Origin of the sequence: Nostoc sp., assembly GCF_036917815.1 — a bacterium.
GTDB lineage: Bacteria > Cyanobacteriota > Cyanobacteriia > Cyanobacteriales > Nostocaceae > Nostoc.
In genome coordinates, this window is record NZ_JBALEK010000048.1 from 156,213 (window position 1) to 175,694 (window position 19,482).

The 19,482-nt window shown below is 43.2% G+C and carries 17 protein-coding genes; 13 read left to right on the top strand and 4 right to left on the bottom strand.

Annotated elements, in window-relative coordinates:
* Positions 1-81 precede the first annotated feature (81 nt).
* Entirely contained in the window at positions 82-1,155 is a 1,074-nt protein-coding gene (trpD, locus tag V7K97_RS14445) for an anthranilate phosphoribosyltransferase (protein WP_334801717.1), read from the top strand.
* On the opposite strand, the gene V7K97_RS14450 is transcribed toward trpD, so the two are convergent.
* Entirely contained in the window at positions 1,085-2,125 is a 1,041-nt protein-coding gene (locus V7K97_RS14450) for a retropepsin-like aspartic protease family protein (RefSeq protein WP_334801718.1), read from the bottom strand. The two genes, trpD and V7K97_RS14450, sit on opposite strands and share 71 nt — an antisense overlap.
* A 250-nt stretch (positions 2,126-2,375) precedes the next feature.
* On the opposite strand from V7K97_RS14450, the gene carA reads away from it, so the two are divergent.
* From carA to V7K97_RS14475, 5 genes are all read left to right on the top strand, one after another.
* Positions 2,376-3,542, top strand: coding sequence for a glutamine-hydrolyzing carbamoyl-phosphate synthase small subunit (gene carA, locus V7K97_RS14455; RefSeq protein WP_334801719.1), 1,167 nt, complete (start codon positions 2,376-2,378; stop codon positions 3,540-3,542).
* Positions 3,543-3,825: 283 nt separating this feature from the next.
* Entirely contained in the window at positions 3,826-4,191 is a 366-nt protein-coding gene (locus tag V7K97_RS14460) for an STAS domain-containing protein (RefSeq protein WP_084227153.1), read from the top strand.
* Between the two features lie 579 nt (positions 4,192-4,770).
* On the top strand, positions 4,771-5,250 hold the full coding sequence (locus tag V7K97_RS14465; protein ID WP_334801720.1) for a Mini-ribonuclease 3: 480 nt from the start codon (positions 4,771-4,773) through the stop codon (positions 5,248-5,250).
* Between the two features lie 92 nt (positions 5,251-5,342).
* Positions 5,343-6,575, top strand: coding sequence for a 23S rRNA (guanosine(2251)-2'-O)-methyltransferase RlmB (gene rlmB, locus V7K97_RS14470; protein WP_334801721.1), 1,233 nt, complete (start codon positions 5,343-5,345; stop codon positions 6,573-6,575).
* An 86-nt stretch (positions 6,576-6,661) separates the two neighbouring features.
* A complete protein-coding gene (locus V7K97_RS14475; RefSeq protein WP_179067515.1) occupies positions 6,662-6,964 on the top strand; it encodes a DUF1816 domain-containing protein in 303 nt (100 codons plus the stop codon).
* Positions 6,965-7,036: 72 nt separating this feature from the next.
* Here the strand turns inward: V7K97_RS14475 and V7K97_RS14480 are convergent, their stop codons facing one another.
* Both V7K97_RS14480 and V7K97_RS14485 read right to left on the bottom strand, forming a co-directional pair.
* Positions 7,037-7,873 carry an alpha/beta fold hydrolase gene (locus V7K97_RS14480; protein WP_334801722.1) on the bottom strand — a complete coding sequence of 279 codons (837 nt, stop codon included), beginning with the start codon at positions 7,871-7,873 and terminating at the stop codon, positions 7,037-7,039.
* Between the two features lie 549 nt (positions 7,874-8,422).
* Positions 8,423-9,655: a methionine gamma-lyase family protein gene (locus V7K97_RS14485; protein WP_334801723.1), complete on the bottom strand. Its 1,233-nt coding sequence runs from the start codon at positions 9,653-9,655 to the stop codon at positions 8,423-8,425.
* Between the two features lie 90 nt (positions 9,656-9,745).
* On the opposite strand from V7K97_RS14485, the gene V7K97_RS14490 reads away from it, so the two are divergent.
* The 7 genes from V7K97_RS14490 to V7K97_RS14520 all read left to right on the top strand — a co-directional run bounded on the left by V7K97_RS14490 (position 9,746) and on the right by V7K97_RS14520 (position 17,820).
* Positions 9,746-10,567 carry an acyl-CoA desaturase gene (locus tag V7K97_RS14490; protein WP_334801724.1) on the top strand — a complete coding sequence of 274 codons (822 nt, stop codon included), beginning with the start codon at positions 9,746-9,748 and terminating at the stop codon, positions 10,565-10,567.
* A gap of 313 nt (positions 10,568-10,880) precedes the next feature.
* Positions 10,881-11,933, top strand: coding sequence for a fatty acid desaturase (locus V7K97_RS14495; RefSeq protein ID WP_334801725.1), 1,053 nt, complete (start codon positions 10,881-10,883; stop codon positions 11,931-11,933).
* Between the two features lie 199 nt (positions 11,934-12,132).
* Positions 12,133-13,212: a fatty acid desaturase gene (locus V7K97_RS14500; RefSeq protein ID WP_334801726.1), complete on the top strand. Its 1,080-nt coding sequence runs from the start codon at positions 12,133-12,135 to the stop codon at positions 13,210-13,212.
* A gap of 245 nt (positions 13,213-13,457) precedes the next feature.
* The gene (locus V7K97_RS14505; protein ID WP_334801727.1) at positions 13,458-14,738 is read left to right on the top strand and encodes an RNA-guided endonuclease InsQ/TnpB family protein; all 1,281 of its coding nucleotides are present in this window, start codon (positions 13,458-13,460) and stop codon (positions 14,736-14,738) included.
* A 215-nt stretch (positions 14,739-14,953) separates the two neighbouring features.
* Positions 14,954-15,658, top strand: a complete 705-nt coding sequence (locus V7K97_RS14510) for a LabA-like NYN domain-containing protein (RefSeq protein WP_334801728.1) — start codon at positions 14,954-14,956, stop codon at positions 15,656-15,658.
* Between the two features lie 357 nt (positions 15,659-16,015).
* Positions 16,016-16,726 (top strand): response regulator transcription factor, encoded by a 711-nt coding sequence (locus tag V7K97_RS14515; protein ID WP_334801748.1) that lies wholly within the window; start codon positions 16,016-16,018, stop codon positions 16,724-16,726.
* A 5-nt stretch (positions 16,727-16,731) separates the two neighbouring features.
* Positions 16,732-17,820, top strand: a complete 1,089-nt coding sequence (locus V7K97_RS14520) for a sensor histidine kinase (protein ID WP_334801729.1) — start codon at positions 16,732-16,734, stop codon at positions 17,818-17,820.
* A 306-nt stretch (positions 17,821-18,126) separates the two neighbouring features.
* Here V7K97_RS14520 and V7K97_RS14525 read toward each other — a convergent pair whose 3' ends face one another.
* Complete coding sequence (locus V7K97_RS14525; RefSeq protein WP_334801730.1) at positions 18,127-19,008, bottom strand: succinate--CoA ligase subunit alpha; 882 nt, start codon at positions 19,006-19,008, stop codon at positions 18,127-18,129.
* Positions 19,009-19,482: the final 474 nt, after the last annotated feature.

Here is a 19,482-nt window from a genome sequence, read left to right on the forward strand (position 1 = left end):
ACCTAACTTTGATAGCTTCCAATTTTCCGGTAGGATAACTTCCATAGCTCTCAATATAGCTACAACATACAAACCTTAGCTATGATAACTTCTCCAATCCCTGCTCAAGAATCCTCTGCTAGCTGGTATCTCCTGCTGCAACAATTAATCGATGGCCAATCCTTATCCCGCACTCAAGCTGCTGAATTGATGCAAGGTTGGCTCAATGAAGCGGTTCCCCCAGAGTTATCGGGAGCTATTTTAACAGCGCTGAACTTTAAAGGCGTTTCTGCCGACGAGTTGACCGGTATGGCGGAAGTATTGCAATCTCAATCAAAACTAGGGACTGGCGAAGAATCCACCCAATCCATAATCCCCCTAATTGATACCTGTGGCACAGGTGGAGATGGTTCATCAACTTTTAATATTTCTACAGCAGTTGCTTTTGTTGCGGCAGCTTATGGCGTACCCGTCGCTAAACACGGCAATCGTTCAGCGTCAAGTCTTACGGGAAGTGCAGACGTATTGGAAACCTTGGGTGTAAACTTAAGTGCCTCTAGTGAAAAAGTGCAAGCAGCACTACAAGAAGTGGGGATCACTTTCTTATTTGCCCCTGGTTGGCATCCAGCACTCAAGGCTGTTGCCCAATTGCGGCGGACTCTCAGGGTACGAACGGTATTTAATTTGCTTGGGCCTTTAGTAAATCCCTTGCGTCCAACTGGGCAAGTGGTGGGCTTATTCACTCCCAAACTTTTGGCGACTGTTGCCCAAGCTTTACAGAATTTGGGCAAGGAAAAGGCGATTGTATTGCATGGGCGAGAAAAACTTGATGAGGCTGGGTTAGGAGATTTAACTGACTTAGCGGTGTTATCGGAGGGAGAAGTGCAGTTAACTACCATTAATCCCCTAGATTTGGATTTAACGCCTGCTCCCATCGGTATGCTTCGGGGTGGGGATGTCCAAGAGAATGCGGTGATTCTCAAAGCGGTGCTGCAAGGTAAGGGAACTCAGGCGCAACAGGATGCAGTTGCCTTAAATGCGTCGTTGGCGCTGCAAGTAGGGGGAGCGATCGCCTTCCTCGATCACGCCGAGGGTATTAAAATCGCTAAGGATATCCTACAGAGTGGAGCGGCTTGGACGAAATTGGAACACTTAGTTGAGTTTCTGGGGAATTGATTTCCGATCGCAATTGCGGACGGAATTCGATCACATTACGCTTGATGGTGACATCGTAGTTACCAAAAAAGTCATGTCCTAAAAGTCCAGTTTCTAGTTCCGCCCCGGCGATGGCTACTGGTATTTTATTCACTATTACCCCGCCAACTGCCATCGAATTAACATAGCCCACAGGAAATTCTACAGCTCTGGAACTCGCAGTGTTTGCCTTAGCTTTCCCCACTGTCACGATTCCCAAAGCATCGGCCATCTGTTGGGTAATTACAGTCCCACTGGCTCCCGTATCCACAATCATCTCAAATTTCTGCTGGCCATTGAAGGTGACTTCCACAATTGGCGTACCACCAATTCGCCTTTTAATCGGGGCTGTAAATACTGCCTGATCTGGAATCACCACTGCTGATGAGGGCAAATCTGGCTCTGGTGATGACGGTTTTGTTTCTTGTGGAGGTAAGGTAAACTTTGGTGTGCTTTCTGTCTGGGGAACTACTACTACTATTTTATGAGGTTCTCTAACTGCAACAGGACGAGGATTAGCTTGCTGTCGGGCATATTTAACTTGGCGGCGATATTCAGTGATTTTAGTTTGAGCGATCGCAAATTCTGGGCTTTGTCGCCGCACTCTTCGCATCAGCGCGATCGCCTCCTGGTACTGACTCGCCACCAAATTCCAGTCATCTGGAGATTGAGCCGATTGGCTAATACTCCAAGCGCCAACAGCTTTGTCTCGCCCCATTTCAAAAAGACTTGGTTCACTTTCAGACGGATCTAGCGGCGGCACTTCTGGGGTAGGTGTTGGTGTTACTGGTTCCACAGTAGGCTGGATTGATGCCAGATCCCCAATTGGCGTGGGTTGCTCATTGCCACCAGTCGCAGTGTTTTGTTTGTCTTCACTACAGGCAACACACAAAACCGCTAGAGCGCTTGATACAAAAATTAGGGTTGCACGGGATAAAAAAGACTGAAGCATAATTAATATTAACTGCCCTAGCTTTGCCAAATCCACTCCCGCTACTTTAATTCCCTTTTAATTTTAATTAACTATCTTAAAAACTCCCAATTGCTCAACTCATGGGATAATTAACAATCGCAGTATTGGGGAATAGGGAATAGGGAATAGGGAATAGAGAATAAAGATTGAGTTTTCCCAATGCCCCATTCGCAATGCCCCATTCCCAATGCCCACTCCCCACTCCCCACTCCCCACTCCCCAATCTACTATGCCCCTGACTGACGCAGCAATACCAGCTTTACTTGTCCTAGCAGATGGAACCACTTATCGCGGTTGGTCTTTCGGTGCTACGGGAACCGCGATCGGAGAAGTGGTGTTTAACACTGGCATGACCGGCTATCAAGAAGTCTTGACTGACCCTAGTTACTCCGGTCAGATAGTGATTTTTACTTATCCTGAATTGGGGAACACTGGCGTAAATTCTGAAGACGAAGAATCAGATAGTCCCCAAGTGCAGGGTGCGATCGCCCGGAATATTTGTCACCGTCCAAGTAACTGGCGATCGACACAATCTTTACCAGATTACCTCAAACAAAACCAAGTACCAGGGATCTACGGCATCGATACCCGCGCCCTCACCCGCAAAATTCGGATGTTTGGAGCCATGAACGGTGGCATTTCTACAACCATTCTGGATGAAGCGGAATTGCTAGAGCAGGTACTAGCGGCTCCCAATATGGCAGGATTGAATCTGGTTCGTCAAGTCACCACCCCAACGGCTTATGAATGGGCAGATCCCACAATTCCAGCTTGGGAATTCAACTCTGAGGCTATGGAAAATCTTGGGGAACCCTTTACCGTTGTTGCCCTTGACTTTGGCGTAAAACGTAATATATTGCGTCGCTTAGTAAGTTACGGTTGTCGGGTGATTGTTGTACCTGCTGATACGCCATCAGAGGAAATTCTCAAATACAATCCAGATGGTGTGTTTCTTTCTAATGGCCCTGGCGACCCTGCTGCCGTCACCGAAGGGATTGCAACTGCCAAAGCACTGCTTTTAAGTCAAAAACCCATCTTTGGTATTTGTATGGGACACCAAATTTTAGGTCATGCACTAGGAGCAGAAACCTATAAACTCAAATTTGGTCATCGTGGTTTGAATCAGCCTGCCGGTTTACAACAACGGGTAGAAATTACTAGCCAAAACCATAGTTTTGCTATTGATCCAGATTCTTTACCTACGGCAGTTGTGGAAATCAGCCATCTAAACTTAAACGATCGCACCATTGCCGGGGTACGTCACAAATCTCTACCTGTATTCTCTGTACAGTATCACCCAGAAGCCAGTCCAGGACCCCACGATGCTGATTACTTATTTGAGCAATTTGTTCAATCCATGCGAACAGCACGTCAATCCGTGGCAGAGGTGAGGTAAAAATAAGGACTAGCGACTAGTAATCCGTCAAGTTTAAATTGAGGGGTATTAATTTAGTCCGTAGTTGCGCTTTAGCGCTAAAGTGCAACTACAAACCCCTCAAAAGTAGCTTGACAGACTACTAGGGACTGGGGACTGGAGACTAGGGACTAGGAAATAAGATTAAAAATACTATTTTCAAATCCCCAATCCCCAATCCCCAATCCCCTATTCCAACAGATTGTAGACAATTTGCTCAAAAACCATCTATACTTGAGCGTTCACTTTAACTCATGAGGAGGGAATTATTGCTGAGCCACTAAATCTAACCGTTAGCCTGAGGGGCACTCGTGAAGTCCGGGATAACTGTCAGCTATTCCGCCTCACAGGTTTGTTAGATGCTTTTTCTGAGCCGACATTTCGCAAGACACTTGGCAGCAAGATTGATGAAGGTCCTAAGCACATTATTTTGGATCTCTCACAGATTGACTTTGTTGATAGCTCTGGCTTGGGTGCCTTGGTGCAGCTAGCCAAGCAGGCTCAAACTGCTGATGGTACTTTGCAAATTGTCACGAATGCCCGCGTAACTCAAACGGTCAAGCTTGTTCGCCTAGAGAAGTTTCTCTCCCTGCAAAAATCAGTTGAAGACGCTCTAGAAAACGTCAAGTAGTCTTGATTGCTCGACCTGAGAGTTAAATTTAGCTATCCAGATTCAACATCGGATAGCTTAATTTTTAAAACTTCTGGCACAAAACCTCTCTCCTTGTGGGAGAGGCATAAGACCAGTTGAGCTATTATGTTTAAGGTTGAGCAATAACTAAAGATATAGACACCCAATTCTTGGGTATGTAATTGTTGGCTAGAATATCGGATAAATAATCAAGTCTGAGAAATTTGTAAGAAATACAAAGCCAGCAAATTTGTCTATAAGTAAAGTTGACTTGATGCTGTATACTTAAAGATTGTCGCTTACTAAGTAAGTATGACAACCCGATCAAGTCAAAGGCTGAATTTTATGTTCAGATTTTACCCTATCTTAGACACAGACCACAAGAAGTAGCCGAAATTTGGTTTATAGGCGTTTACATCAGGGTGATTTTAAATGCCAACTCTCAATCAACAAGATGAAATTAGGAAGTAATTCTGATAGTATTGATTATGCTAAGTATACTATCATGGCGTACTTCAGAAAAATCAGTCTTTGTCAAGAATGCCTGCCAAATAGAGCCAGTGAAGGAATGATTTATTTGTGAAGTCAAAGGAGGAAGAGCTATTAGATGGACAAGATGAAACTCGCAAACAGAGTTTATCTTGGAATCAAGCACTCTTGGCAACCACAGCGCCATTCCAAGAGATTTCCCGATCACAAGTGCAACAAATTTCTCCTACTGCTCTAGCATATTTGGGGGATGCAATTTATGAATTATATGTTAGAATTTTCTATCTGCTGCCATTGCAGCGGTCAGGAATTTACCATAGTCTGGTAGTGGAGCAGGTAAGAGCGGAAACACAAGCGCTACATTTGCGATCGCTGATTCCTCATCTCAGGGATACCGAATTAGAAATTGTCCGACGGGGTAGAAACGCCGCAACAGGACGCCCTAAGCGACTTAATCCCGAAATTTATCAACAGGCAACTAGTCTAGAAACCTTAATTGGCTACTTATATCTCACTGATTACCAGCGTCTAACCGAACTATTGCAAGTACTTCAGATAGAAAAAGAGTGAAAACTCAATTTCACAGTTGCCGCAACACTAGATTAGGTTCAAGAAATTGAGGTAATCGGGATAATCAACCATACGCTATATCCATAACTCAAATGCAGAATAAACCAAGAAAAATTAGGACTTCTAGCGAACCCAATCGTGGACAACCCGTAAAAATTAAAGGTAAACGTGTTGTTGCTAATCCGACTCGCAATCCCCGGAAAATAGATAGCAACCCCATCTCTGTTGCTAATCCAACTCGCAATCCCCGGAAAATAGATAGCAACCCCATTTCTGTTGCTAATCCAACTCGCAATCCCCGAAAAGTAGATGGCAATACCATCTCTGTTGCTAATCCAACTCGCAATCCCCGGAAAATAGATGGTAATACCATCTCTGTTGTTAATCCGACTCGCAATCCCCGGAAAGTAGATGGCAATACCATCTCTGTTGTTAATCCGACTCGCAATCCCCGGAAAATAGATAGCAACTCCAGTTATGGCAACTCCCGACAACGAAATAGCAACTTCTCTCAGCCGTCTGTATCTACACAACCAACAGAAGAAGATAGCGATCTCATCTACGGTCGTCATCCAGTATTGAGTGCATTGCAAAATCAACGCAATCTCAACCGCATCTGGATTACTACCCGTCTGCGCTACGATCCCAGCTTTCACCATTGTCTGCTGCAAGCGAAGGAAAACGGCACAGTTATTGACGAGGTTGAACCCAAGCGCTTAGACTATCTCACCAACGGTGCTAATCATCAAGGTGTGGCGGCACAAATTGCTCCCTACGCCTACATCGAATTGCCCGATCTAATTGAGCAGTGCAAATCTGTAACCGATGCCGTAATTGTCGTGGCTGACGGAATTACTGATCCCCACAACTTGGGAGCAATTATTCGCACCGCCGAAGCAATAGGCGCTCAAGGATTGGTGATTCCTCAAAGAAGGGCATCTGGGATCACTTCTACTGTGATGAAAGTAGCAGCAGGCGCTCTAGAAAATTTTGCTGTATCTAGAGTTGTCAACCTTGGCCGCTCCTTAGAAGAATTAAAAGAAGCTGGCTTTTGGATTTACGGCACTGCTGCAAGTGGTAGCGAACCCGTGCATACAGTGAATTTCACTGGCCCAATCGTTTTGGTAATCGGCTCAGAAGGCGAAGGTCTGGGTATGTTAACTCAACGCTCCTGTGATTTTTTGGTATCGATTCCTCTACAAGGTAAGACTCCCAGCCTCAATGCTTCGGTAGCGGCGGGTATGGCGCTTTATGAAATTTATCGCCAGCGATCGCTAAATACGCTGCACTTAGATAAATTACCAAAAATCTCTTTTAAAAAATAACCTAACAGAGTATAAAGAAATGTAAAAGATCATAAAGCAACATATTGTTTAACACCCTGTAGCACGTTTATAAATCGACGAAAACCATGAAAACCATTTGGCATAACCTCAAGGAAGTGTTAATTAACACGTTTGAGAACCTCGGCTTGGCTTGGTGGGTAGAGATTGTAACGCAGAATCCGCGCTGCACGTACTACTTCGGCCCATTTCTGAGTTCTTCCGATGCAACATTAGCAAGCAAAGGATACATAGAAGATTTGGAGCTTGAAGGAGCTACGGGAATTGTTGTGAGTGTCAAGCGTTGCAAACCTAATACCTTAACAATTGCTGACGACTTGGGGGAAAGATTTGACCGCAAAGTACAGCCTGCCTTTGGCGGTCAAATTTAAGTTAGGCGAACATAATTCGTAATTGCGAGTTTTAATTACGAATTATTTCTTTAAGAGTCAAAAACCCTTGGATTATTGACTACCAATTACTTGCGGATGTTCTTCCAGCCAATGATCAATGTCATTTAGCACTAGCTGGGGAACTTCCCAGGGAAAAAGATGGGCGGTGTTGGGATAGCACTGCCATTCAGAATTTTGGAGGTGTCGAGCAGTTTCTAAGCTGGAATCAGATGTGATGTGGCGGTCTTGATCGCCAGCAAGTACTAAACTAGGACATTGAATTTGTTGCAAATCTGGAAGTCGATTGTATCCCGATTGAATTGCACTATAAAGGGCGCGAGTAGCAGCAGGAGAGGTTTGCAAATAAGCCGGTACTGCTTCCTTGGCGATGTAGTTGTAACTGGTAGATGTATGTTGTTGGATTAGGTAGCGAAAAAGCGATCGCTTCCCAAAAGTTTCAATATTCCATTGCCAACTCGGTTTTAGATAGTTCAATAGGGCAGCAACACCAGTATATAGATTATCTTGCCAAGTAATAGGAGGATGACTACCACGGGGTTTTGCGGCTGTCGCCACCAAAATCAGCCCAGTAATACGCTCTGGTAAACGTAATGCCAACTCCATTGCCAGAATGCCCCCAAGTGACCATCCCAATACTAGGCACTTTTCAATCTCAAAGCGGTCTAGCAGCGCTTCTAAATCGGTCAAATGGTCATTCATCTCAAAATTACCGTTGTAGCGACTTCTGCCGTATCCACGTAAATCAGGGGCAACAGTTTTGTAGCGTTTTGATAAATGATTGGTAAAGACAGAAAGACTACGACCAGTACCAGGATGACCATGTAAGCCCAGAATGGGGAATCCTTGACCTTGGATGTAGACATTTAGACGTGTATGGCGATCGCTCATTACTTGCCGTTCTCCTGTCTATCAAAGAAACGTTCTAATTCGCCACAGTGTAATAGTTCCCAGTATCTCTTGTATATCTTCTGGTGTATGTAGTTCATGCCCACCTACCTAGAGTTCAAGTGCTTAAAAAGTTATTTTCACCGAAACAGTACTTTGCTATAAACCTCATCTAAGTTGAGAACCGTAGTTTTCGCCCTCACCCTAAATCCCTCTCCCATGTCTGGGAGAGGGACTTTGAAATTCTGCCTCCCCTTCTCCCATATATGGGAGAAGGGGTTGGGGGATCTGACTTTTCACGGCATCTGGAAAACCTCACTTCTATTTCTCTCTTCCTTTAAGGAGGAGCCACTGCGTTGGGCGGCGAGCCACTCTTGTTGCACGTGGCGTCAGAGACTTTGAATTTTCCCCCTTCCCTCCTAGGGAAGGGGGTTAGGGGGTTAGGTTTTTGGTGGACTTTTCCACATAACGTGAAAAGTCAGTTGGGGGATGAGGGCAAATCCTTTTCATCACGGAAAAACTACAGGTTTCAAGATAGATATGGTTTAATTACTAGCCATTACTACCAACTGCATCGATCGCAGCTTCTAAAGCGATCGCAACATGAGTCCAATGAGTTCCCCCCTGGCAATAAACCACATAAGGCTCACGCAAAGGCCCATCGGCTGATAATTCCAAAGTACTCCCTTCAATAAATGTCCCCCCAGCCATGACTACCAAGCTCTCATACCCCGGCATTTCATCTGGAACAGGGTCTAAGTAGGAACCTATAGGAGAATGCTGTTGTATAGCTTTACAGAAAGCAATTAGCTTTTGGGCAGAACCGAGTTTAATTGCCTGAATTACGTCCCCACGGGGAGCCAGAGGAGCGGGATTCACTGGATAACCGAGTTTGTCAAATACATAACCAGTCAGATAAGTCCCTTTCATCGCCTCTCCGACCATCTGCGGCGCGAGAAATAAGCCTTGGAAGAGGAGACGATTTTGGTCAAAAGTAGCACCGCCATAACTACCGATACCGGGAGCAGTGAGGCGACAGGCGGATGCTTCTACCAAGTCGGCGCGACCGGCGACATAACCGCCAGCGCTGACAATGGTGCCACCAGGATTTTTAATTAATGACCCCGCCATTAAATCAGCACCTACGGCTGTGGGTTCTCTGGTTTCAATAAATTCGCCGTAGCAGTTATCCACAAAGCAAACGGTGTTCGGGTTTTGCTGTTTGACTAAGTGGACAATTTTTTCAATATCGGCAATTGATAAACTAGGACGCCAAGAATAGCCACAAGAACGCTGAATTAACACTAAACGAGTGTTTTGGGCCACACTAGTGGTTAAAGCTTGCCAATCTATAGTTCCTTGGGGAGTTAGCTCCAATTGGCGGTAATTTATGCCAAACTCGATTAGGGAACCTTGACCTTGGCCCCGTAAACCAATGACTTCTTCAAGGGTATCGTAGGGAGAACCAACCACTGCTAACATTTCATCTCCAGGACGGAGGACACCAAACAAAGCACAAGCGATCGCATGAGTTCCCGAAACAAACTGCACTCGCACCGCCGCAGCTTCGGCACCCATAACTTCCGCAAAAACTTTATCTAAAGTTTCTCGTCCTAAATCATCGTGACCATAGCCACTTACACCAGCAAAGTGGTGTGCGCCCACACGGTGATTACGAAAAGCATCCAGCACTCGTTTTAGATTATGCTTGACCTGAGTGTCAATTCCCGAAAAAATTTCTAATAGTGCCTGTTCTGCTTGCCGCAGCTGTTCTAAGCTGTTCATCAGTTCCTCGTTCAAAAAAAATTAAATTATAGATATGCGGATTTTCAGATCGCACATACTAGGCTGGAAAATTAAAATTCAGGTTACTGCATGACAATTGCTACTTCAACCAAACCTCAAATTAACTGGGTTAATACCCTGTTTTTCATTGGACTGCACATTGGCGCTTTATTTGCCTTTGTTCCTGGTAACTTTAGCTGGACAGCAGTTGGTGTGGGTTTCTTGCTGTATTGGGTAACAGGTGGTTTAGGAGTTACTCTAGGATTTCATCGCCTTGTTACTCACCGCAGTTTTCAAACTCCCAAATGGCTAGAGTATCTCTTGGTTTTCTTCGGCACACTCTCCTGTCAGGGAGGCCCAATTGAGTGGATCGGGACACATCGGATTCATCATTTAAACTCGGATACTGACGCTGATCCCCATGATTCTAATAAAGGCTTCTGGTGGAGCCACATGGATTGGCTGATTCACTACTGTCCCGCTCACGCTGATGTTCCTCGTTTCACCAAAGACATTGCCGAAGACCCAGTTTATCAGTTTTTAGAAAAATATTTCATTTTGATCCAGGTTGCTCTGGGTGTATTACTTTTGCTTCTGGGTGGCTTGCCCTTTGTGATTTGGGGAGTTTTTGTTCGGATTGTGTGGGTTTACCACTGCACTTGGTTGGTGAACAGCGCCACTCATAAATTTGGTTATCAAAGTTATGATTCTGGCGATCGCTCAACTAATTGCTGGTGGGTAGCTGTACTAGTTTTCGGTGAAGGCTGGCACAATAACCATCATGCCTTTCAATACTCAGCTCGTCATGGGCTGGAATGGTGGGAAATCGATTTAACCTGGATGACAGTTCAATTGCTACAAGCAGTTGGTCTGGCTACTAATGTAAAGTTAGCCCCAACAAAAGTTAGTTAGGAGTTTGGAGTTTGGAGTTTGGAGTTTGGAGTTTGGAGTTTGGAGTCACGTTTAATGTGAATTAGGCGTTGAAACGTCTATCTTCCTGTGGATTTTTCTCAACCCATAATTTTGAAACCCACAAATTCTTATGAAACAACAAGCGCTATAACTCCTAACTTATCACTCCTCACTCCTAACTTTTCAAAGGTCTATTTACGGGTGCGCTTGTATCGGTTAGGTTGCTATAATCCGAAGCGCTAATGTGAATAATTTGTGTGACAAGTTGCTTTTTGGTGACTTGGTGGAGGAGTTTGTCGTTTTTCAGGTGTCCATGACTACATCAATAATTAATAGCCAGAAACTAAGTGACGAGCCTGGTAATTCCGACTTCCGGCTCAAAGATATTGTCAAAACCCTGCCACGGGAATGTTTTCAACAGAACCGTCGCAAAGCTTGGACACAAGTACTGCTCAGTGTCTTGGCAGTTGCCTTGGGTTATTACAGCCTGATCGTCACTCCTTGGTTTCTTTTGCCTCTAGCTTGGATTTTTACGGGTACTGCTTTAACAGGTTTTTTTGTAATTGGCCATGATTGTGGTCACAGGTCTTTTGCCAAACGTCGTTGGGTAAACGATTTGGTAGGGCATTTCTTTATGATGCCGTTAATTTACCCCTTTCACAGTTGGCGCATTAAGCATAATTATCACCATACTCATACCAACAAGCTGGATGAGGATAACGCTTGGCATCCAATCAGACCAGAAGTGTTTGAAAATTGGGATCAAACCCGACAGTCTGCTTTTGAACTGTTCATGCGTAAACGCTTCTGGTGGGTAGGTTCCATTGGACATTGGGCTGTGGTGCATTTTGATTGGCGGAACTTCAAAACTAAAGACCAATCAAGTATCAAGCTTTCTGTGGCTGTAGTAGTAGTGTTTGCTGCGATCGCTTTTCCGATTCTCATCGCCACAACTGGTATCTGGGGATTTGTCAAGTTTTGGCTAGTGCCTTGGATGATTTACCATTTTTGGATGAGTACTTTTACTATTGTTCACCATACTGCCGCAGATGTTCCTTTTACGACAGCGAACAAGTGGAACGAAGCTCTAGCACAACTATTTGGGACTATTCATTGCAATTATCCGCGTTGGATAGAAATTCTGTGCCATGATATCAATGTTCACGTCCCTCATCATATTTCCACAGCGATTCCTTCTTATAATTTGCGGTTAGCTTACAGCAGCATCAAAGAAAATTGGGAGCCTTATCTCCATGAGGAGTGTCAGTTTTCTTGGTCTTTAATGAAGCAGATTACAGACCAGTGTCAACTATACACAACTGATGTTGGCTATAAGACTTTCAACGAACATTATACAGAGCAATAAATAGCACTGTGATTAAACTCACGCTCTTGTCGATTCAAGAGCGTTTATCATGCTGTGTTTAAATAAAATCTGGCAATTCTTTATTCTTGCCAGAAATTATCCTCTTGCGTGTTAGCGATCGCTAGTTTCGTGGGCATCCTAGAGGTGAGATGATATCCTCTCAAATAAAGTTCCGATTTACATCCAACAAAAGAATCCAGTGCAATCAAATACCATCACGTTCAACAATCCTCCTGGCGGTGAAACGTCTGAGGATGCAACTAAATTGCCTTTCACACTTGGGGATTTAAAAGCTGCAATTCCTGCTGAATGCTTTCAGCCCAATGTGACAAAATCACTTTTTTACTTCTTTCGTGACATCCTGATTATCAGTCTGCTTTATGCAGTAGCTTATTACCTGGATTCTTGGCTTTTCTTCCCGATTTTCTGGTTAATGCAAGGAACGATGTTTTGGGCTTTGTTTGTAGTCGGACATGACTGCGGACACCAATCTTTTTCTAAGCATAAATGGCTCAATGATTTGATTGGACATCTTTCTCACACACCAATACTTGTTCCTTATCATGGTTGGCGAATTAGTCACAGAACACATCATAAAAATACTGGCAATATCGATAACGATGAAAGCTGGTATCCTGTGACAGAATCACAATACAAGGAGATGCCTTTAGAGCAAAAAATTGGCCGATATTATGTTTTTCTATTGGCTTATCCTGTGTATTTGTTTAAGCGTTCTCCTAATAAAGAAGGTTCTCACTTTTTACCCAGCAGTTCGCTTTTCAAACCATCGGAAAAATGGGATGTTCTTACTAGTACTGCACTTTTGATTGGTATGGTAGGTTTGTTGGGTTTCTTTACCTACCAGTGGGGTTGGATGTGGTTCCTGAAATATTACGCTGCGCCTTACCTTGTGTTCATAATTTGGCTAGATTTGGTGACATTCTTGCACCACACTGAGCCAGAGCTTCCGTGGTATCGTGGAGAAGATTGGACTTTCCTGAAAGGCGCGATTTCTAGTATTGACCGTGATTATGGCTTGGTTAATCATATCCATCACGATATCGGTACTCATGTTGCTCACCATATATTTCTTAACATCCCTCACTACAATTTGCTGAAGGCGACTGAGGCAATAAAACCAGTGATGGGTGAGTATTTCCACAAATCGGAAGAACCCATTTGGAAGTCATTATGGAATTCAGGTGTAGGCTGCCATTTTGTACCTGATAGCGGTAGTAAGGTTTACTACACATCCAACGACAAGTTAGCTAAAGGTTAAGACTTAGATTCCCGACTTCTTAAAAGAAGTCGGGAATCTTGTATTATTGACCATTGCATTAAAGATTACCTAAATACGACTTAGCTTTTAAGGGCGATCGCATATTATATTATTATCTAAACACTCGGTAAGCGTAAAACTCAGTCCCTTTAGGGCTGAGATATAAGCGACTCGAGTGACTTAAGTCACTCGAGTTTTTTCTTTAATTTTGTGCGATAGTAATAATATCACAAACAGGCAAAAAGATGGGTAAAGAAAAATATTTAATGGGTGTGCAACAATTATTATTGCACCCAGATAAAGATACTAAAGCTATATTGCAATATCTCTGTGAGCAATCAGGAAAATTATATAACTCCGGAGTCTATTTCGCTAGACAAATACTCTTTAAGACAGGTAAATTACTAACAGGCAAATTTGATTTAATTTATGAGCCATCTATCTCTAAAACTACTTTAAGTAGTTCTTTGCCATCTATCCCTGCACAACAAACTTTAATGTCTGTTACTGAAGCTTTTAAATCTTTTAAAGAATTGAAAGTTAAATTTAACAAAGGTAATCTACATTTTCAACCTAGACCTCCTCAATATCTCAAAGGCTCTAAACTTTTCAAAGTTGCTTATCCCAACACTGGACTAGGTAGACCGATTCTAGAGGGAGATAGAATTAAATTTCCTTTAGGTAACACGGTTAATAGATGGTTTAATCTCAAGTGTTTTTCTTTACCACTACCATCTAATATTGATTACTCAAGGGTGAAAGAGTTTACTATCCTCCCGAAAAATGGAGCTTTCTATCTGGAGATTTCTTATTTAGTTGACAAGCCAAAACACGAGTTAGATATTAATCAGGCTTTGAGTATTGACCTGGGAACTTCTCAAAACTTAGCAGCTGGTGTTGATACATTAGGCAATTCATTTTTGATAGATGCTAAGTTTTTGAAATCAGCTAATCAACTGTGGAATAAGAAAGTAGCAACTAAGCAAGAGAATCAACCTCAAGGTTACTGGGATAAATGGTTAGATAGGGTAACTAGAAAACGTCATCATCAGATGAAAGATGGTGTTAATAAAACGGCTAGGTTAATTATTGATCACTGCATTAAACATGGGATTGGTACTCTAGTTATCGGTTGGAATGAGGGATTTAAAAGTAATTCTAATATGGGTAAGTTGAACAACCAAAAATTTGTTCAAATGCCTTTAGGTAAATTAAGAGCTAGGTTATGTCAACTATGTGAGTTACATGGAATTAGGTTTGAGGTAACAGAAGAGGCTTATACTAGTCAGGCTAGTTTTCTTGATGGAGACTCCCTACCTAAATATGGTGAAAAACCTTTGGGGTGGAAAGCATCTGGAAAACGAGTTAAACGTGGTTTGTATCAGTCTGCTGAGGGATTGGTTGTTAATGCTGACCTGAATGGCGCAGCTAATATTTTAAGAAAAGTAGCGGGAAGATTAGGTATTTTACTTGATCAACTCAGTAGACGATCTTTGGCCGTCGTAGCGAGAGTTAGACTAAATTAGTCTAACTCTATCTGTAGAATCTCAGTGTCTTTAGACCTGAGAGTGTCAATGCTTCTAACTCTGTCGTTATTTGAGCGTCCTGAGCCTAGTGTAAATCTCAACTTCCTGGCTGTAAAATAAAATAGATAGATGACGGTTCACGGATTCTAGCACAGACTATACTATAGACAATTTACCCAAAACTTTCTCTAGCAACTTTAAAATCAGAGGTATCAATGATTATAACTAATTTTAGCAAACAACGAAATGAATTTAAGGAATCTAAGGAATCTAAAGTACTCAAAGCTAAACCACATTGGCAAGGGCAAAATTTGAGCGATACTCCTGTCAAAGGTAAAGATACCAAGATGCGAGATCCTGTCCCTGATAGTTTGATTTTCAATAAATTAAATCGTGGTCGAGTTGCTATTTTTATTGATGGCTTAAACCTATTTCATACAGCTTTACAACTCGGTATAGAAATTGACTATGTTAAATTACTTTGTCATTTAACCAACGGTTCAAGACTTTTGCGTGCTTTCTTCTATACTGGGGTTGATATCAGCAATGAAAAACAACAGGGTTTTTTATTGTGGATGCGTCGTAATGGCTATCGTGTAGTGGCAAAGGATCTTGTTCTAGCAGCAGAGAATTTAAAAAAATCAAATCTGAACGTAGAAATTGCTGTAGACATGATAACTTTAGCTCCTTACTATGATACTGCGGTCTTAGTCAGTGGAGATGGAGATTTAGCTTATGCGGTGAACGCTGTCAGCAGAATGGGAGTTCGAGTAGAAGTGGTCAGTCTGCAAACAACTACTAGTGAAAGCTTGATTGATGTTGCTGACTGCTTTATTGACCTCGATAGTATTAAAGCACACATTCAAAAAGATTCTAATCTTGGCTATAGTTATCGCACACCATCAAATTCAAACCTTTAAAACCCTATTTCAAATCTCTCAAAGTCTATACTGAGCTATTGCAATGTAGAAGGTTTATTAGATTGGGTGGGATTCAAACCCATTGGTGTCACATCAATTTAAGCCTAAGCCCCTTTAAAACCTCGTTTACAGCCTCTGGCTGGAAATGCAGATCAATTGGGCTGCTGCCGCAAGTCTTGAGGCGGCAGCCCCAACGACGGGCATTCCCAGTCAGAGACTGGGAACGAGACAATCTCTAAAAGCGGTTTATAGACTGACTTTCACGTTAAGTTGACACCAATGATTCAAACCCCACCCATACCCAGTCCCCAGTCCCCAGTTAGTTCAATCTGCGTATTTTGCTCGGTTTTAATTGAAATGGATATTTTAATAGTTGAAGATGAACCAGAAATAGCTCATTTAATCGAACTCTCTTTAGAAAAAGAAGGATTTTTTTGTCGCACTAGCCGCGATGGGATGAGTGCTTTGCGGATGTTTCAGGAACAACCACCTGATTTAATCATTCTAGACCTAATGATTCCTGGTTTGGATGGGTTGGAAGTTTGTGCCAGAATTCGCCAGAAACCAGGTGCAAAAGATCCTTACATTTTGATGCTTACGGCTAAGGGTGAGGAAATCGATCGCGTCATTGGTTTATCTACTGGTGCTGATGATTACATGGTTAAACCCTTTAGCCCCAGAGAGTTGGTAGCTAGGGTGCGGGCACTATTACGGCGTAGCTTGCGCCAAGGGGGACAACATCAAGTCAATCGTACTCAACACTTTATCGTCGATGTAGACCAGCGCACTGCCAATCGTCAGATGAATTCTCAGGAGGTTGAAATTTTGGACTTAACTACCCTGGAATTTAACTTGCTAACCACCTTTGTCAGCAATCCTGGTCGAGTTTGGAACCGTACTCAACTCATTGATAAACTTTGGGGAGATAACTTTTTTGGCGATGAGCGAGTGGTGGATACTCATGTAGCTCGGTTGCGAAAAAAGATTGAGCCTGATCCGGCAAATCCGACTTTTATAAAAACTGTTGTTGGGGTTGGCTATAAATTTGAAGATCCTCTGGTGGCGTAAATATTATGAAGATGGGGCTGAGAACGCGCCTATTTTTCTCCCACTTAGTAGTGATGATCGTGGGGGTAGCTAGTCTGGTAAGCATCAGCAAAATCTCTTCCCCCCGCTTGTTTGTCTTGCATTTGGAACGATTAGAAAATCAGGGGTTCGACTTAATCGATGTCCGTACTGAATTGGTTGCAGGATTTGAACTTGCTTGGCAGCGAAGCACTTTTTGGTCAGTCTTAGTCGGCACCACCGCCGCCGGAGGGTTGAGTTACTGGGTGTCCAGCCGGATTATGCAACGGTTGACGGAGATGGAACAAATCACCCAAAAATTTGCAGCAGGTCAAATGGATGCACGACTACCTGTGTCTGATATTCCCGAACTCAGTGGACTGAGTGCTAGTTTCAATCGCATGGCAGCCAGTTTAGAGGGGGTTGAAGTGCGACGGCGAGAAGTGATTGGAGATATGACTCATGAACTACGAACACCGTTAACAGTGGTGCGCGGCTACTTAGAAGAACTGGCTGATGGGGAAATTGAAGCGTCTCCTGAAATTTATTGGCGTTTAGCTAAAGAAACTAGGCGGTTAGAGCAATTGGTGAACGATTTACAAGAACTATCTAAGGCTGAAGCGGGTTATCTACCAATTAATATCCAACGGGTAAATCTGCGTCCGTTGTTAGAGTCATTAGTGGAGAAATTTACCGATCAATTGTTGGAAGATGGACCAGTTCTGCTGTTAAAATGTCCATCTGTCCTACCTGCTGTATTGGCAGATATTGACCGCACAGAACAGGTGTTGATTAATCTGCTAGGTAATGCAGTGCATTATACTAACGAAGGTTCAATTACCATTAGTGTTGGGACTGAAGCATCTCAACTCTGGATTGCGGTTGTGGATACAGGTATTGGTATTGCTCCAGAAAATTTGTCCCATGTGTTTGAGCGCTTCTGGCGAGCCGACCAATCGCGCGATCGCCATTCGGGAGGCACGGGTATTGGCTTAACTATTACCCACCGTTTAATTGAACTACAAGGCGGTAAAATTCAGGTAGAAAGCGAATTGGGAGTTGGCAGTACGTTTCGATTTTTTCTGCCTTTGGCTTGAGTTGAGCCAAAAACCTTGAGATCCGAGGGATTGACACAAGGTAGTCATGGCTGTGTCATACCCAATTGCTAATTTGAAAGTATCCCAAATCTTGATTTGTTGATGGATGCCAAGATTTGGGAATCGCATTGAGTATAACATTATGTCTACATTTATTCTGGCTACTTTTTTGGTTAGTTTACTCAGTTTTTCGGGTTACGCTGCGATCGCCTACCTGTTTCCTCAAAATCGTTCCCAAGACTGACTAATTAAAATAATTGGTAATTGGTAATTCGTAATTCTTAACTACGAATTACCAATTAGTAATTAGTTAATCTCCTTTCTCAATAATTCTGGAATCTGAGAAGGGCGTTCGGCTACTGTAACTTGCGCTTCTTTTAAAGCAGCTAATTTACTTTGGGCTGTACCAAAGTTAGGATCGCGTCCGATAACCGTTGCTAAAGTCCCGGTTTGACGCCAACTTTTTCCTGGTGGTGCAAGTCGGCCTGCAATGTAGGCAATTACTGGTTTATCAATTGCCTCAGCAATGTATCGGGCTGCTGTTTCTTCACTACCACCACCAGGTTGGCCGACTAAAACGATCGCCTCTGTGGTTTCATCCTCATCAAGAATTTGCAGCCATTGGAGAAATGAGGAACCGACGATGGCATCACTACCAATACTGACACTAATCGACTGCCCCAAACCTGCTTTTGTTAATTCGTATGCGACTTCGTAGGTGAGGGTGCTGCTACGACTAACAATCCCCACCGAACCAGGGGTATAAAATTCGCTAGGTTGAGTCCCTAAGAGAATTTTCCCCGGTACAATGATCCCCGGACTATTTGGCCCGACTACCAAAGTTTCACAGGCTTCGGCTTTGCGGAGTAATTGCACCATATCCAAAGGGGGTACGCCAGCTGTGATAATAACGATCTGGCTAATATGAGATGCGATCGCTTCTAATGCCGCATCTAGCACGTCGTAAGGATCTACACAAATAATTGTCGTGTCAATCGCCCCAAATTTCTCTATTACCTCCTCTACTAAGTCAAATACTGGCAGTCCATGCAGTTCTTGTCCGCCGCATCCAGCATTGACACCAGCTACCAAATTTGTGCCATAAGCTTTCATTTGAGTAACATAAGTACCTGATATAAATTCACAAAAGCCTTGAATTAAAACTTTACTTTCTGGCGTTAGGTTCATAAAAAATTACCGTAAGTTTGGCAACCCAGTGCCTTGAACCACTGAGCATAAAAACGACAAGTTTACAGTGTCGTATTGATTCAATTTTTAGGGGAAAATTGGGTTTAGAGCTACGTTGTTCTACGAGAGCTTTCAATTAATTAGTGTACCAATACACTATACTAATGATAGTGGAAAGGTAATCAACCACTTAAAAAACCACGAGTCGAAAGACAAAGCACTGAACCTTCTCCCAAAGGGAGAGGCTTCGCCAAGACAATTAAACGGCAGTTGCTCTACTTGGGGAGACCCCAAGACCGCACTGCCTCATCTATGCGGTTCTACTGCATTGTTCTAGTTTCCTCCTAGCAGTAGGTAAAAGATTTATACCGAGCGTGACGACTCAGATTTTTGAAACTATTTGTTTCAAACTAAACAGGACTTGCAACAATGCAACTAGGGTAGGGCATACCCAAAGTTAACGCTTGGGGAGAG

Excerpts from the sequence above, each read along its gene's own strand:
- V7K97_RS14475 (WP_179067515.1), top strand. The coding sequence starts at position 6,662 with ATGAAAACCATTTGGCATAACCTCAAGGAAGTGTTAATTAACACGTTT.
- V7K97_RS14450 (WP_334801718.1), bottom strand. The coding sequence starts at position 2,125 with ATGCTTCAGTCTTTTTTATCCCGTGCAACCCTAATTTTTGTATCAAGC.
- V7K97_RS14520 (WP_334801729.1), top strand. The coding sequence starts at position 16,732 with ATGAAGATGGGGCTGAGAACGCGCCTATTTTTCTCCCACTTAGTAGTG.
- trpD (WP_334801717.1), top strand. The coding sequence starts at position 82 with ATGATAACTTCTCCAATCCCTGCTCAAGAATCCTCTGCTAGCTGGTAT.
- V7K97_RS14480 (WP_334801722.1), bottom strand. The coding sequence starts at position 7,873 with ATGAGCGATCGCCATACACGTCTAAATGTCTACATCCAAGGTCAAGGA.
- V7K97_RS14525 (WP_334801730.1), bottom strand. The coding sequence starts at position 19,008 with ATGAACCTAACGCCAGAAAGTAAAGTTTTAATTCAAGGCTTTTGTGAA.
- V7K97_RS14495 (WP_334801725.1), top strand. The coding sequence starts at position 10,881 with ATGACTACATCAATAATTAATAGCCAGAAACTAAGTGACGAGCCTGGT.
- V7K97_RS14510 (WP_334801728.1), top strand. The coding sequence starts at position 14,954 with ATGATTATAACTAATTTTAGCAAACAACGAAATGAATTTAAGGAATCT.
- V7K97_RS14490 (WP_334801724.1), top strand. The coding sequence starts at position 9,746 with ATGACAATTGCTACTTCAACCAAACCTCAAATTAACTGGGTTAATACC.
- V7K97_RS14485 (WP_334801723.1), bottom strand. The coding sequence starts at position 9,655 with ATGAACAGCTTAGAACAGCTGCGGCAAGCAGAACAGGCACTATTAGAA.
- rlmB (WP_334801721.1), top strand. The coding sequence starts at position 5,343 with ATGCAGAATAAACCAAGAAAAATTAGGACTTCTAGCGAACCCAATCGT.
- V7K97_RS14515 (WP_334801748.1), top strand. The coding sequence starts at position 16,016 with ATGGATATTTTAATAGTTGAAGATGAACCAGAAATAGCTCATTTAATC.
- carA (WP_334801719.1), top strand. The coding sequence starts at position 2,376 with ATGCCCCTGACTGACGCAGCAATACCAGCTTTACTTGTCCTAGCAGAT.
- V7K97_RS14505 (WP_334801727.1), top strand. The coding sequence starts at position 13,458 with ATGGGTAAAGAAAAATATTTAATGGGTGTGCAACAATTATTATTGCAC.